We start from the raw sequence: 14,850 nt of genomic DNA on the forward strand, positions 1-14,850 counted from the left end.
AAAAGTTTATTTCCTTGGTTATTGTCGGTCGTAAGTGAACTGTTGCGCTTCATTTGTAGTGTTGAGGTAATGCCCAAGCACCAACTCAGCGCCTTTGTAAGATAAATGGCTGTCATCCGTATACATCGCATTGTTTGCTCCAACTCTCATTCGACATACGCCATTTCTGCAAATGGCATCGGTCAAGTCGACAAACTCAACGTGCTCAAATTGCTCAAAGTAGTTCACTAACTTCGCCACGTTTTGAGGGTGATGTTGTTTGGGAGAAAAGTCGCAGGCAGACTCTTCTGTCTCGCCAAACAAACGCGCTTTCCAAAGGCATTCTCCTACCGCAAACGGTGCAGAAGGGGTTGGACCGAAAACGACCACTTCCTTTCCTTTCAGTTCATTCAATAATTTGGTTAATGATGCTTCATAATCGGCTTGTGAAAGCTCTTTATTGAAATTAGAAGAGATAACAACGCGACGAATGGAAGGGGTACTTAGAATGGTATCGACAGCCTCATTGAAGAACTGTCGGCAAGAAATTGAGCCAGCAGCTTCTAGGATGTCGACATAACCGACCGCACAGGAATCTTGAGTAAGTTGCACCACGCCAGTTGGTGTTACTTCAGATAGACGCTTCACGTAAACCATGCTGTGACTATTGCCTAACACAGCGATGGCGGGCTGCGGCGCAGACGAGCACACATCGTTAACGTTGGTGTTGCCGTTGCAATCTAAACCATAACCGTTGTTAACGCGCATGGCCTCGAAAAATGCGCTTCTTTCTGGAAAACCACCGTTTTGATGACCGATAACGCCGAGTGTTAGCAAGGGCAACGTCAACAACACAATAACCGCGGACACAGTGCGCATGCTCATGGCTTTTCGGCTACGGAACGGCTTTTCAATAAAGCGCCAAGTGAAGTAAGACAGTACAAAAAGAGCGATCACGTAAAGCGGGATATTGATGTCTTGTGTTGTGTCCAACACGTAGCGGTAAAAGACAAATAATGGAATGTGCCACAAGTATAAGCTGTAGCTGATTAAGCCGACGAACACGACCCACTTTAGGCTCAGTAATCTACCGCAGACATTGCCTTTAGAGGCAAACAAAATCACCAACGCGCTACCGATGACCGGCACCAGCAGCGTAATGCCCGCGCCATCTTGCGATTTTTCAAATAAAAGCGCGGAAGCCAATATCAAAACGATGCCAATGGTTGCTAGAGTATCGTTAGATTGAACTTGGACTTTTCTCATCACTAATGCGAGTAATGAACCGGTTGCCAGCTCCCAAGCGCGAGAGAAGATCATGTAAAAAGCGAAATCAGGATCGTTGCTCGCGTAGACAATAGTCATCAAACTCAGCACAAATACCGTGATAAAAAAAGTCAGGTAAAACGCGTTTTTACCACGAGCGAGTAGCATGAGTAGCAAAGGAATGACAATGTAGTATTGTTCTTCAACGCCCAAGCTCCATGTGTGGAACAGCGGGTTGGCTTGATCTTCTAAACCGAAGTAATTGTGGCCTTTCAAATACAGAAGAATGTTGGATGAAGAGAGAATGGAAGACACTGCAAATTGACCAACGTCTTTGTGTGCTTGCGGCAAAAATAGCCACCAAGACATCAAATAGCTGACGGCGATCACCACCAGTAAGAGGGGGAGTATGCGACGAATGCGTCGCTCATAAAAATCACCAAGGCTGAACTTCTGGTTTTCTAAGTCGTTAATCACGATGGTGGTGATCAAATAGCCGCTGATCACAAAAAACACGTCGACGCCAATAAAGCCACCAGCGAATTGCTCAACTCCTGCATGAAACAAAATCACCAACGTGACAGCAATCGCCCTTAATCCGTCTACTTCTGCTCTGTAAGTCATATCGTGTTGCTCCAACATTCCGTTTAATGAAGTAGAGCAAAATATGAACCAGAAATAATGTTTATTTAAATCAGTGTCTTAAAGTGGTTGTCAAAATGAAAATGCTAGGTGGGTTAACGAATTCCCAAATTGAATTTCAATATGGAAAACCCATAAAGAATGATCTTAAGAAGCGCTAAATCAAAGAACGTAAAGCGCGAGGCACTTAGACTTCATTGAAAATGATTACGCTAAAGAAACGATGACAAAGAATACGATTCAGGAAAAAATTGCCAGCTTTACTTGTATCGAAGAGGCTTTGAATTACTTCGACATCGAGTTTGATAGCCGATTTATCGAAAACAATCGAACCGAGTTGGTTAAGAGGTTTCACGGCTACTCAATCCTCACTAAACCGGATGATTGGTTTTCAGGTCGTCGTGCTTTAAAGAATGCTTACTGTAAAGTACAACGCAGTTTGCTCAGTAAAAAGACTCGCTCTGCGTGTCGAGGTTGTACATCTTGTCAAAGACGTTAATTCTGATGGCTTGCCTAAAAAGAACCCTGCATCTTGGCGTTACAGGGGGGAAGAGCAAGGTTCTTTTGGTTTCGCTATTGGTTTGTCGCGAGTTGCGAATCAGCTTTACGTAGATGAATTAACCCGCGTGGTACGCAGGGTAGTCCACTAAGCCTTTTTCACCGCCGCCGAACAATGTGGCAGGGTCATGTTCTGCCAGTGGATAGCCATGCTTGATGCGGCTTGGTAAGTCGGGGTTTGCAACAAACGGACGGCCAAAGCCAATCATGTCAGCTAAACCACTTTCGATCGCGTGTTGCGCCTTTTCATCGTTGTAACGACCGGCATAAATCAGTGTACCTTTGTACGCCTCACGAACTGCGGTTTTAAAGTTGTGCGGAGTGTCTGGCGCGTCGTCCCAATCCACTTCTGCAATGTGAATGTAAACCACATTGAGTTTATCAAGCAGCGCTGCAGCGGCGGTGTAGGTTTCGACTGGCGTACTATCAACGGTGCCATTTAACGAAGTGAATGGCGCAAGACGAACACCAACACGCTCAGCGCCAATGGCTTGCGTCATCGCTTCTATCACTTCACCAAGAAAACGCAGACGGTTTCCAATAGAGCCACCGTATTCATCGGTGCGGTTATTCGCTTCAGAATCGATAAACTGGTTAACCAAGTAGCCATTCGCTGCATGAAGCTCGATACCATCGAATCCGGCTTCTATCGCGTTTAGTGCGGCTTGGCGGTACTCTTCAATAACGTTCTTGATGTCTTGTTTGGTCATTTCACGTGGCTCAACCACGTCGACAAAGCCCGGTTCGTCTGTGCCGTTATCGACAAATACTTTCACGTTTTCTGCTTTTAGCGCAGAAGAAGAAATAGGTTGCTCACCGCCAATGTTATCAGGGTGAGTCACACGACCAACGTGCCACAATTGCGCGAAGATAGTGCCGCCTTTCTCGTGCACTGCATCAGTTACTTTTTTCCAGCCAGCAATTTGCTCTGGGCTGTAAATGCCTGGTGTCCATGCATAGCCTTGACCCATTGGCGAAATTTGTGTGCCTTCAGCAACGATTAGGCCCGCTTCAGCACGTTGAGCATAGTAGGTCGCCATCATGTCGTTAGCGATATTACCTGGTTGAGAAGCACGAGAACGCGTCATCGGAGGCATAACGATACGGTTTTTTAATGAGAGAGAGCCAAGTTGAATGGGTTGAAATAATGCATCTGTCATAGGAAACCTCGTTATTTTTGAGTTTGGATGAGTTCGATTTGGTAACCATCGGGATCTTTAATGAACGCGATGTGAGTTTCTCCGCCTTTCATTGGACCTGGCTCGCGAGTAACGTTGCCACCAAGCGCTTTAATTTTTTCGCAAGCGGCGTAAATATCTTCAGACCCCAGTGCCATGTGTCCGAATGCGTTACCCAAGTCGTAACTGTCGGTATCCCAGTTATAAGTTAGCTCGATGGTCGCGCCATCTGGTTGATCAGGGTTACCAACAAACACCAGTGAGTAACGGTATTCTTGGTTTTCAAAACGATCCAAAACACTCATTCCCAGAACTTTTGTATAAAATTCGATAGATTTGTCTAGGTCAGCTACACGGATCATCGTGTGGAGAAACTTCATAAGTCGCCTTTTCATAACGTTGCGTAATCACTATGCAAACCATATCGCCACTCTAAATAAACTGGAAATTATCGTTAATTATTAAAATGATTATTTAGTGTTATGAAAAGCGAGGTTGCTGGCCCTGCAACATGCAAACAAAGATTACTCGCCGTTTCTTTTTAATTGTTGGCATATGCTAATTACTCTTTTGAGAAACCGAGTAACTATCATGTCCACAAACAGCTACTGTCATTACACTCACGAATCTCATCATCAATGTGCGGTTTGTTCTTCAATTAATGTGAATCCGAACTCTTTGGCCGTGAACTACCAATACCTAGCCGATGACTCTGTTGTCGGAGAGTTTCACGTTTTACCGCGTCATCAAGGTTACACAGACCTGTTACATGGTGGTATTGCCAGTTCGCTTCTCGATGGTGCAATGACGCATTGTTTGTTATCTAGAGACATTCAAGCCCTTACGGCGCAGTTGGATGTGCGCTACCATGCACCTATTCAGTTAGATGATCGAGTCACGATTACTGCACACTGTGAAGGTGAACGACGCGGTATATATCAACTGGTGGCTCAATTACGGGTCAATAGCGAAGTTAGAGTGACGGCTAAAGGGAAGTTTATTCGTCCTAAAAAGGCATAAATAAAAACGTGTTCTACGGAGAGGCAATGAAGAAATTTGATGAGCTGTATGCAATTGCGACGAGAAAATCTCAATATGACCAAACCAATACTTGGTTTAAAGGCGTAGAGACTTATCTGGAGGCCATTGGCAAAGAAGTTGATGAAGTCCGCGAAGAGATTCGTGAGGATCGCCTTTGTCATTTGGAAGACGAGTTAGGCGATGTGTTGTGGAACTATCTTAACGTATTAAAAGCGCTGGAAAGAGAAAAGGGTATAGATCCTGAGAAAGTACTCGAAAGAGCCTGCAACAAATACGATCAGCGTGTATCTGCGATTGAGTCGGGACGCAGTTGGGATGAGATAAAACAGCAGCAGAAACAAGCCTTGAACGCAGAGCATGAAGCCGCGCAGTTAGAAGATGTAAAGAGCCAATAACTGCGCTTGGTATTGAAAGGGTTGGTTAATAGGGAATACCTAGTCAGCCCTTGGAACTGTTGACCAACAGTAGGTCACAAGGTGGTTGATCAAGTAACGTGTCTACAGTGCTGCCAGACCAAAATTGAGATGACATGCTTCGTTTACATGCTCCCATAATCAAAATCGACGCTTGTGATTGCTTAACTGCTTTTGGTAACGCCGTTTCAGGGTTTCCTTCCGGTAATAGTAATGGAACTCGCGTTAACTTTTGCGCACTAATAAAATCTGTAATGCCTGCTTTTTGATTGCTTAATATCTCTGCACGATAGCGAGAGAGGTATGGTGCGACGTATCGGCAGTAAACGAGCGTCATTTTCCCGCTTAAGGTTTGTTCTAATTTTGAGCCTCGCGAGACGATGGCTTTATCTACTATCGACTTTTCATCCCCTCGATGAAGTGGGTCGATTGCACAAAGCATGTTGGCGTGAGAAGGCCATGACCGCTCACTCAGTAGCAACAAGTCGCAATCTTGTTGTGCTAGTTCTGTGAGCATCGTTTGAATCTCGTGTTTGTTAAAGTGTCCCACGAGCAGTAAGTCAGTGTGGTCAACAAGTCGTTTCGCAACTTGCTCAACCCAATGGCTCCCTTTGAAATGCTCGTAAGAGAGCGTTGGTGTTTCAAGCTCTTCTTCTTCACAAAGTTCGAAAATTAATGCGTTGAACTTTAAGGTCCAAGCTTCAAACTCAGCTTGTCTTTTTTCTATATGGTCAGAGTTGAAACTGAGAAAATGAGCGAATGCGTGATCTTCACTTCGGCGATGGTCTTCCACTAAAACTACAATAGGCTGGGCCAGCGCTGTCGAAAATTGAATCACTTTACGAAGCACCTTACGACTTGGTAAGGCGGCCTGCTGAGTCAGAAAAAATACAGGTGCCATTGATTACTCCATTATCAAACAAGGCGAATGAGCCTGACACACATTCAAGTCTATACCATGAACTGATGCAGAGGCGTTTTGTTTCTGCGAGCGAAATATAAATTCCGCAATTAAGTCAACTATCGCCTAGAATTTTAACATCAAGAATTCATGCCTTCGGATAGCACATATCGTCAATGCGGCGAATGTGGTAGTGAAAGCTATAGGTAAAAGTAATGATAGATTCCAACCAATTGCAAATTAACCGCAAAGTGCCACATTTGCTTGCTGAGATCATTAAAGCGATAGAATCGACCGAAGACTTGAGCTTTTTGAAAGACTATCAAGAAGCACAGATTGCGAACATTTTGGAGTCGGTCAACATTGCTTACCGTAAACGTGTCATAGAAGCAGTGCCGCCTGAGAAGTATTGGACGGTATTAAATTTGCTCCGATACGACACCGCCAAGCACATTCATCAATCACTCAATAAAGACTTACAACATGAACGCTTGACGTACATAACGGATTCAGAACTGATCATCTTTGCGGACTTTCTACCGACCGAGTTTGTAGATGAATACCTTATTGATCAAAGTGAAGAGTCTGTCGCGCATATCCAACAAGCATTGTCGTATGAAGACAACAAAGTTGGACGTTATGCCGAGCCTCACTTTCTGGTCGCAAACCCTAAAAACAGCGTAGGAGGCATCAAAACCGAGCTGCTAAAACGCGGGCAAAGTCCAGTGCGGTTGATTATTGTGCGTGATGCAAGTGGTGTGATTGGTACGATAGAGCCGCAAACCCTGTTGCTGCACGAGAATCATATCAAACTTACCGACTTGACCGTAGTTACGCCAATCCTAGAAGATATTCAAACGATTCAAAGTGTCAGCAAACAAGTCTCGATTGATGGTGGAGCACATTGGTTTCCTATCATGGCTGGTGGCAAAATTATGGGCGTCTTGTCGATGGCGACCATCGCGATTACGTTGCGCGAACTCAGCCTACAAGCTGTAGTGGCAGAAAACGTACGAAGCGAAGAAGATTTGTTCACACCATTAAGCGTGGCGACAAGGCTAAGAGCACTTTGGCTAGTGATTAACTTGCTGACCGCTTTTGTTGCCTCTGCCATCATTGGTATTTTTGATAATGTGGTCGAGCAAGTCGTTGCGCTTGCTATTTTAATGCCTGTCGTGGCGAGCATGGGCGGCATCGCGGGTAGCCAAACCTTAGCGGTGGCCATTCGAGGTATCGCACTAAACCACTTGCACCAAAGTAACTTGAAGCTATTGGTGAATAAGGAATTAAAAATCGCCACCATTAATGGTTTAATTATGGGATTGGTGATCGCGGGTGTCGTTTACATGGTGTTTGACTCTTGGCCATTGGCACTTATTATTTGCTGTGCCATTTTCCTCAATAGTTTGGCGGCCGCGGCATCGGGTACGTTGATACCATTCACGTTGAAAAAGTTTAACATTGACCCCGCCGTGGCTGGCTCGGTAGTATTGACGACCGTTACCGATGTCGTCGGTTTCTTTGCGTTCTTAGGCTTAGGTGCCATTTTCTTGATATAGATATCCAATTGACGCGTTAACCAGCAGAACCAATCGCACCATTTCCCAACCCAGTATTTTGGGCGAGCTTGCTTCGCTCAGCATTCCTCCGTTTTCCATAACCGATGAACACGTCGTTTCGGTTCTTACTTTGTAAATCTCTTCACTGCTCAGTTCTATTCCCCAAATTTCCCACTACCGATCTCGCTTAACGCTGGCGTGCCAAATGCCAATTTCAAACGCCAGATGATGCCCATTTTCTTGGCTGTATACGCATTACTTCACTCAAACAAAAAATAAGGAAACAATTTTGAATAAACTCATCGTATTCACTGGTGGTCCCGGTGCAGGGAAAACTTCGGTAATCGAACAGCTAAAAACACAAGGCTTTATCTGCGCGCCAGAAACCGGTCGTCACGTGATACAAACGCAGGTTGCCAATCACGGTTCAGCATTACCTTGGAATGACAAACAAGCTTTTCGAGACGAAATGATGAAGGCAGAAGTGAGCAATTACCGAGCTTTCAATGTCCACCAAGGGAATGTGTTTTTTGATCGCAGTATTGCGGACGTATATGGCTACAGTAAGTTGGAACAACTGCCAATCTCGCATGAGCTCATCACGCATTGCCAGACGCTTCGTTATCATTCTCAAGTATTCATTTTTCCACCGTGGACGTCGATATTCAGCAACGACGAAGAGCGAAAGCAAGATTTTTCTGAAGCGGTGGCTACGTATCAACAGATGGTCAACGCTTATCACAAATTTGGTTATCAATTGATCGAAGTGCCCAAAATGTCAGTCGAAGACAGAGTAGCGTTTATTCGCGGCTCAGTCATCGAACGAGGCTGAAAGATGATTGACGCAAACAAATGCGTAAGGCGATTGTGAGCACGACAACAATATGCGTAAAGGGAGTTATTTATACTGGATAAAATTCAATAACTTAATTGAGCATTATGTCTTTTAAATATCTTACCTTATTGCTCGCAACGATGAGTATGAACAGTTTTGCTGATGTGGAGCTGCCTTCGGGGGATGATTGGTTAAACCATGTGACGAATGGCCTAGCCCCATATTGGATGATGGAAAGCGCGCATGGGCAACCTGCGGGGAATTTTCCGACTTTTCGTTGTGATAACGGTGTCATTCTCGACCCACAAAAGCCGTGTGAAGAATTAAACAAAGGGTGGATTAGCCCGCACTTCGATCGCGAGTACACCCGCATGAAATCGCGCCAAACTTACGCTTATGGCGTACTTTTTCATCTTACGGGTGACAAGCAAGCATTAGAGCTGGCAAAGAAAGGGGCTTATTACCTGATTGATCATCTACAAGATGAGAAAAACGGCGGGTTTGTTAGCTTTACGCGTAGTGGGAAACCGGGGATGGAGTGGCAACAACGAACTTCTCAAGACCAAGCTTACGCCTTAGTGGGTTTGGCGATGTACTACTACTTGACTCAAGATCCAAAGGTCGAACAAGCGCTTATCGACCAGCAAGCGTTTATATTTAAACAATACCGACGAAGCGATGATCGCGGTCTGGCTTGGGTTTTGAAAGACGGTGATGGGGAAAGTGCGAAGCAGCAAGAGCTAGTCGCTCAACTTGACCAAATTAATGGCTACCTGTTGTTAACGGCGCCACTTTTACCAGAACCAGCGCAAGCCAAGTGGAAACAAGATCTGGAGTGGCTGACGCAAGTGATGCTGGATAACTACCACTCCGACAAAGAGCGGCGCTTTTATGGCGCGATACACCACAAAGCGGTAATGATGCCAGATGCGAAACACAATGATTTTGGACACACCGTCAAAGCGTATTGGATGACGTATCTCACTGGTCAGTTGTTGGAGAATTCCAATTGGACAGAGTTTGGTTTCAAAGGAATGAAACACACACTTAAACAAGCGCAATACCAGCAAAACTTTGAGCAAGTCAAAGCGCTTTTCTCACCAGAATGGCAGAGTAAATGGACGCAAGAGAGCATTCCTGCTTGGCAATCAAGACCATACAAGCACTATAGCTCGTCTTGGGAATGGGCAGAGCTCGATCAAGCGGCGATGACAGTTTCCCTTGTTGATGGTTCGATGAAAGAAACGCTTCAATACACGTTACCCACTTTTATGGATGTATGGGTGGATCATCAATATGGAGGCGTCGGTCTAAGCCCTAAATCAACCAAAGCGTTCCATTGGGGAAATGGTTACCACCAGTTTGAACATGCGTTGGTCGGGTATTTGTACGCGCAACAAATGGCAAAACAGCCTGCCAAGCTTTACTACGCGCGACCAGCAGAGAGCAAAATGCCACTTAATCCGTATTACTTTAGCGCAGACGTAAAATCGTTGTCGTCACAAAGTGATGGAGTCACCATCGCGACATTCACCAATATTCGACCTTAGGTTGGTCGATGGTGATGTGTTAGTTAAAGTCCGCGTAAAAGCCAATAAAGTCCTCCGATAGCAAGGATGACTATTAGCTATCTAGGTCTGTCACTAGATAAGCTTCAAGCAGTAATTGTGTAGGTAATGATCCCTGGGCACTTATAAAAAGCCGTCAGAACCAACTGGTTTTGACGGCTTTTTATTCTATGACAGGTAGAGGCTTCAATTTTCAGCGCTATAGGTCCATGAAAACTTAAGTGAGATTCCAATCACGTCGCATGATCTCACTAGTGTCATTGGAAATAAATGAATTGTTTCTGATACATAGAACGTATTAACATGGTTGCACTGGGTCCATATGAGTAAGCTTATTGAATATACAATTTGAGAGAGAGGGTTTAGTTATTAAAAATAACAGTTAGTTGGAATCTAGGTTAAATGAAAATAAAACTATTTAAAAAGCTACAAGTTGTATTTCTTGTGGTGTTGTTTCTCTAGGTTGTCCAAGCGGAAGCATGATCTAAAACGCTTATTTTATTCAAATAAATGGAAAGAAATGAAAGTGGAATTAAAAAATAACTATTCAGAATCAGAAATAAACCAGCCACCATCGGTACTTCTTGTTACGTCTCTGTTGTGTCTGGCGTCCGTTTGTTGGGCTGCATTGCTGTTGGCCATTGAATATATTGTTGGGATAGAAATGAGTGGTACAGGCTTTCTTAGCACGTTAATCCCAGCCATGAGTGTTGGTTATTACTTCGGCTACAAGACTGGAGATGTAATGCCATCAAAAACAAGATGGTATGCTGTTTTACTGTGGACTTTAGCAAGTTTGGTAGTGTTCTCTCTTATCTTAATGTCGTTAGATATTTCTCCGTTTTATTTATTATCTGAGCTCGGTGGGGTAAGTATTTTTATTGCTATCATAATGCTAATAACGATTGGCATCGCCTACTTAATTTTAAAAAGTGGTGAGAAAATGGCGATTAGAGTATTACTCAAAGCCAAGGAAAGTCAGTAGATAAAATACAACAAACGATTCAATTAGGATCATGACAAGACGCCAGCCATAATGTGCTGGCGTTTTAGTTTCCTGTTTGTAGGATTTTTTGTTTAAAAGGCAAACCCATTTATTGTGTTGTCGTTTGAGTTAATGGTTTATGCCTTGTGCGCAAGATAGCTTAGCAGGTTTATGTATCGAGAAACGTGTGTATAATTCTCCACGAATTACGATTTATAGATATGAAAGGTAAGTATGGCAGTCCTCGAAATTCTCTCCATTCCAGACCCAAGGCTTAAAGTAAAAGCAGAAAAAGTCACTGATGTATCGACAGTACAAACGCTGATAGACGATATGCTAGAAACACTTTACGCAACGGGCAATGGTATCGGTTTAGCTTCAACCCAAGTAGGCAGAAAAGAGGCGGTTGTTGTCATCGATATCTCTGACGAACGCAATGATCCTTTAATCTTGGTTAACCCAGAAGTGGTGAGCGGAGAAAACAAAGCACTTGGTCAAGAAGGGTGCCTATCTGTTCCTGAGTACTACGCAGATGTAGAGCGTTACACGTCAGTTGTTGTTTCTGCACTAGACCGTGATGGCAACCCGATTACAATCGAGAGCGATGAGTTCTTGGCGATTGTGATGCAGCACGAAATTGATCACCTATCTGGTAACTTGTTCATTGATTACCTTTCACCGTTAAAGCAAAAAATGGCGATGAAAAAAGTGAAGAAGTACGTAAAATCGCAAGCTAAGTAATATGAAAGGAAGTAACTCACAACCGCGAGTTACTTCCTTGTAAATCAAGAATAGGACGGTAGGGAGAGCGGTTTATCTCTGCTTTTGGGGGACATAACGCTTTACGACCTTCATAAGCCTTTGAAATGAAGAACAGTCCATATGTGACTCATGAGGGCAGGTGGCAACATGGTTTAGGCTGTCTCGCACCGCTTTCAAACGTTTTATTTGCTCATCAATCTCAAGTGCCTTTTTCGTTAGTAAGTCACGATCGATATATGGCTTTGAAACTTCTGATTGATTCAACATTTCTGCCATTTCGTTAAGCGATATTCCAGCGATACGCCCCAAACTAATTAAATTGAGTGTATTGAGTACCTCTGGTGAATATTGGCGTCTCAATCCATTCCTTCCTATCGAGCGAATTAACCCCAGCTGTTCGTAGTACCTGAGCGTTGAAGTCGGCAATCCTGATTTTCTAACCACTTCTGCAATATCCATATTATTCCCCATTGACTTCAAGTTGGCTTTAAGTTGTAGCATGCAACTAAGACCTTAACAAATCAAAAACTTGAGGAGAGAAAAATGCTGCTTTTAATGGGATTGCAAGCGGTGCTAATAGGGATTGGTGCCACTTTGATAATGGATTTATGGGCATGGTTACAAAGGAGAGTGTTTGGTATTCCTTCATTAAACTATGCGTTGGTTGCGCGCTGGGTTTTGTACATGCCCCAAGGAAAGTTTATGCATGCGCCAATTATGGCGTCAGAGGCGATGCCGGGAGAAAAGTCACTTGGCTGGTTTTTGCATTATGCCATCGGCGTTACTTTCGCTTTGGCTCACGTTACTGTTTTTGGTCATCATTGGTTGGTAGAGCCCAGTCTAATGCCCAGCTTAATTACAGGCGTGGTAACGTTGATCTTCCCATTTTTGGTCATTCAACCTTGTCTAGGATTTGGTTTTGCTGCGAGTAAAACCCCAACACCTTGGAAAGCCCGTTTTCTTAGCACATTGGCGCATTTGGGTTATGGTTTGGGTTTATTCATAGCCGGGTTTGCAATCAAAGTTACGAGCCAGTATTTTGCATAGAGAACATGAGCATCATGCAAACGAGTGGTTTTTATCTATGATGCTCAACTCTTGGTTGTTTTTTGCGCTTTGATCATAGTTGACCGATATGTCTAAAGTCTGTTGAATTTATACAAGACGTAAAGTCGGCGGACATTTAACATTGCCTTAACGTCAGAATGGCAAACGGTTTACCAAGAAAAACTAAAATTATCTGATTTGACATAAAGAATATTAAGGGTTTCAGATGGCTTCAAAAGTGGCAGGGATATCAATACTGAGTTTATTGGCAGCGCCAGTTGCGATGGGAGAAACAGCCAGTGCTTATGATTTATGTTTGCTAGACAAAATAAAGCAAAGCAAAGGTGAAGAAACCATAAAGAGCATTCGCGCGGAGTGTGAGCTTGACACAGTAACCAGCACAGTGCCCGCAGATCCAGAAATTGAAGAGCCTGAAGAACTTCAGGAAAGTTTGGTCGACAAGCGTTTGGAATCAGAACGAGAAAACGCGTTCGAACCGTTTAGCCTAGTCGCGCATCGCGTTAACTATATTCTTCCGTTTACATACAGTGATCGTGTAAATAAACGCGCGTATGCCGACACCAAATACGGCGATGAACTGCGTAAGGAAGAGGCGGAGTTCCAAATCAGTTTTAAAGTACCAATGAACTATGATGACTTGTTGTTTGATGGAGATGGTCTGTTTTTTGGAATGACTCTTAAATCATTTTGGCAGGTATACACGGGTGCAGCATCTCGTCCATTCCGTGAAACCAATTATCGTCCAGAGCTTTTTTACTACACCCCAACAGACTGGAAACCACTTGATGGTTCGACTTGGTTAGGTTTTGGTATTGAACATGAGTCTAACGGTCAGAGACAGGAGCTATCGCGCAGTTGGAACCGTGTCTATGCCAACTTAACCTTTGCAAAAGACAATTTTGCGGTTTCTATCCAGCCTTGGTGGCGTATACCTGAAGATGAAAAGACATCGCCTAATGATCCCAAAGGTGATGATAACCCGGATATCGAAGACTATATGGGACACTTTGAGCTATCGAGTGCTTACAAGTGGAATGGTTACGAGTTTACCTTTTTAGGTCGCCAGAACTTTCAAACACATAAGGGTTTTGCAGAACTGGGTGTGTCATTTCCGATTTGGGGCAAAGTTCAGGGGTACGCACAATACTCAGCGGGTTATGGTAAGAGCTTGATCGACTATGATCATAATCAGCAGCGGATTGGTGTTGGTATTGCAATCAACGGTGTTTTGTAGTTTTTCGTAGATGGATAGAAATTAACACTGGCAATTGAAATTTCAATATTTAGAATGCGAGGCTGAAATTGATTTCTAACCTAGAGTGATTTTATGCTTCGTGATTACACCTTCGATTGTCTTGTAACTATGCCTCGCCATGAGCTGGAAGAGTTTAGTGCTCGTATGATCAGTAAAATGGTGCCAGAAGACGTGATGAATGAGCTGTTCACTTTTGATCAAGAAGAAGTGGATAGTGAAGACCGCATGTTGTCTGCACGTCTTGATGCAATGCTACGCATGACAGCAATCGCACTGAGTGAAATTCAACAAGCGTTTGATGACTCAGACAACGCAAAGCAAAATAGCGAGCGAATGACGCGATTGGTGCTTTGGCATTTCTACGCGATCTCATTCCGTTTGGAAGAGGCCATCACGCTAGAAACACACTGTGCGCTAGTGGAAAAACTAATCGAAAATGCACCTTCGGATGTTTTTGCGTGGGTAAAAACATTGACGGAGCTGCTGCACACTTACGCTGAAATCAACGCGAAAGAGAATCCTCAAGACTAAACACCTGTCGTTTATCGTTCAGTAAATTAGAAACAAGGCGAGCCATTTGGATCGCCTTGTTTTTTCGCGTCAGATAAACCTTCGGGTTTGAAATACCAAACAAGCCTAGACTCAGATTTGTTCGTTCACTAGCGAACGGCGTGATTCCTTCTTACACTAAATCAAGGTGTTTGTTGCTAAACAAGCAAATGCATGACTAAGTCGTGTATTATTTTCCACTTAAATGCGGATAATTTATGTCGAAGAACCTTCTGGTTTTTAAATTGGAACCGACTATTGAGCGTGTACGCTTTCCAGCTGAGCTTCATC

At 43.8% G+C, this 14,850-nt stretch carries 16 protein-coding genes; 11 read left to right on the forward strand and 5 right to left on the reverse strand.

What is annotated here, in order from left to right; translation table 11 throughout:
* Nucleotides 1-18: 18 nt before the first annotated feature.
* A complete protein-coding gene (locus KJB35_RS19180) occupies nucleotides 19-1,869 on the reverse strand; it encodes an acyltransferase family protein (protein ID WP_158159343.1) in 1,851 nt (616 codons plus the stop codon).
* 241 nt (nucleotides 1,870-2,110) lie between these two features.
* Between KJB35_RS19180 and KJB35_RS19185 the strand changes: the two genes are divergently transcribed.
* The gene (locus KJB35_RS19185; RefSeq protein ID WP_158159344.1) at nucleotides 2,111-2,386 is read left to right on the forward strand and encodes a nitrogenase-stabilizing/protective protein NifW; all 276 of its coding nucleotides are present in this window, start codon (nucleotides 2,111-2,113) and stop codon (nucleotides 2,384-2,386) included.
* Between the two features lie 118 nt (nucleotides 2,387-2,504).
* Here KJB35_RS19185 and KJB35_RS19190 read toward each other — a convergent pair whose 3' ends face one another.
* Nucleotides 2,505-3,605 (reverse strand): alkene reductase, encoded by a 1,101-nt coding sequence (locus KJB35_RS19190; protein ID WP_104976130.1) that lies wholly within the window; start codon nucleotides 3,603-3,605, stop codon nucleotides 2,505-2,507.
* An 11-nt stretch (nucleotides 3,606-3,616) separates the two neighbouring features.
* Nucleotides 3,617-4,003: a lactoylglutathione lyase gene (gloA, locus tag KJB35_RS19195; RefSeq protein WP_005376490.1), complete on the reverse strand. Its 387-nt coding sequence runs from the start codon at nucleotides 4,001-4,003 to the stop codon at nucleotides 3,617-3,619.
* A gap of 211 nt (nucleotides 4,004-4,214) precedes the next feature.
* Between gloA and KJB35_RS19200 the strand changes: the two genes are divergently transcribed.
* Both KJB35_RS19200 and KJB35_RS19205 read left to right on the forward strand, forming a co-directional pair.
* Nucleotides 4,215-4,643 carry a PaaI family thioesterase gene (locus KJB35_RS19200; protein WP_104976129.1) on the forward strand — a complete coding sequence of 143 codons (429 nt, stop codon included), beginning with the start codon at nucleotides 4,215-4,217 and terminating at the stop codon, nucleotides 4,641-4,643.
* 26 nt (nucleotides 4,644-4,669) lie between these two features.
* Nucleotides 4,670-5,059 carry a MazG nucleotide pyrophosphohydrolase domain-containing protein gene (locus KJB35_RS19205; protein ID WP_005376487.1) on the forward strand — a complete coding sequence of 130 codons (390 nt, stop codon included), beginning with the start codon at nucleotides 4,670-4,672 and terminating at the stop codon, nucleotides 5,057-5,059.
* A 43-nt stretch (nucleotides 5,060-5,102) separates the two neighbouring features.
* Here the strand turns inward: KJB35_RS19205 and KJB35_RS19210 are convergent, their stop codons facing one another.
* Complete coding sequence (locus KJB35_RS19210) at nucleotides 5,103-5,978, reverse strand: universal stress protein (protein ID WP_213907689.1); 876 nt, start codon at nucleotides 5,976-5,978, stop codon at nucleotides 5,103-5,105.
* 215 nt (nucleotides 5,979-6,193) lie between these two features.
* Here KJB35_RS19210 and KJB35_RS19215 point away from each other — a divergent pair, with 215 nt between their 5' ends.
* The 5 genes from KJB35_RS19215 (at nucleotide 6,194) to def (ending at nucleotide 11,666) form a co-directional block, all read left to right on the forward strand.
* Complete coding sequence (locus KJB35_RS19215; protein WP_005388752.1) at nucleotides 6,194-7,537, forward strand: magnesium transporter; 1,344 nt, start codon at nucleotides 6,194-6,196, stop codon at nucleotides 7,535-7,537.
* A 289-nt stretch (nucleotides 7,538-7,826) separates the two neighbouring features.
* The gene (locus KJB35_RS19220) at nucleotides 7,827-8,369 is read left to right on the forward strand and encodes an AAA family ATPase (protein ID WP_213866371.1); all 543 of its coding nucleotides are present in this window, start codon (nucleotides 7,827-7,829) and stop codon (nucleotides 8,367-8,369) included.
* 107 nt (nucleotides 8,370-8,476) lie between these two features.
* Nucleotides 8,477-9,922 carry an AGE family epimerase/isomerase gene (locus KJB35_RS19225; protein ID WP_213907688.1) on the forward strand — a complete coding sequence of 482 codons (1,446 nt, stop codon included), beginning with the start codon at nucleotides 8,477-8,479 and terminating at the stop codon, nucleotides 9,920-9,922.
* 538 nt (nucleotides 9,923-10,460) lie between these two features.
* Entirely contained in the window at nucleotides 10,461-10,925 is a 465-nt protein-coding gene (locus tag KJB35_RS19230) for an ABZJ_00895 family protein (RefSeq protein ID WP_017635325.1), read from the forward strand.
* Between the two features lie 234 nt (nucleotides 10,926-11,159).
* Entirely contained in the window at nucleotides 11,160-11,666 is a 507-nt protein-coding gene (gene def, locus KJB35_RS19235; RefSeq protein WP_005388756.1) for a peptide deformylase, read from the forward strand.
* A gap of 72 nt (nucleotides 11,667-11,738) precedes the next feature.
* Here def and KJB35_RS19240 read toward each other — a convergent pair whose 3' ends face one another.
* Complete coding sequence (locus KJB35_RS19240) at nucleotides 11,739-12,146, reverse strand: helix-turn-helix domain-containing protein (protein WP_021707542.1); 408 nt, start codon at nucleotides 12,144-12,146, stop codon at nucleotides 11,739-11,741.
* An 84-nt stretch (nucleotides 12,147-12,230) separates the two neighbouring features.
* On the opposite strand from KJB35_RS19240, the gene KJB35_RS19245 reads away from it, so the two are divergent.
* From KJB35_RS19245 to KJB35_RS19255, 3 genes are all read left to right on the forward strand, one after another.
* Nucleotides 12,231-12,734: a DUF2938 domain-containing protein gene (locus KJB35_RS19245; protein ID WP_025767821.1), complete on the forward strand. Its 504-nt coding sequence runs from the start codon at nucleotides 12,231-12,233 to the stop codon at nucleotides 12,732-12,734.
* 226 nt (nucleotides 12,735-12,960) lie between these two features.
* Nucleotides 12,961-13,989, forward strand: coding sequence for a phospholipase A (locus KJB35_RS19250; RefSeq protein WP_262639930.1), 1,029 nt, complete (start codon nucleotides 12,961-12,963; stop codon nucleotides 13,987-13,989).
* Between the two features lie 93 nt (nucleotides 13,990-14,082).
* The gene (locus KJB35_RS19255) at nucleotides 14,083-14,541 is read left to right on the forward strand and encodes a hypothetical protein (protein ID WP_005388759.1); all 459 of its coding nucleotides are present in this window, start codon (nucleotides 14,083-14,085) and stop codon (nucleotides 14,539-14,541) included.
* The last annotated feature ends 309 nt before the right edge of the window (nucleotides 14,542-14,850 follow it).

Source organism: Vibrio sp. D431a, from assembly GCF_030248655.1.
GTDB classification, from domain to species: Bacteria; Pseudomonadota; Gammaproteobacteria; order Enterobacterales; family Vibrionaceae; genus Vibrio; species Vibrio alginolyticus.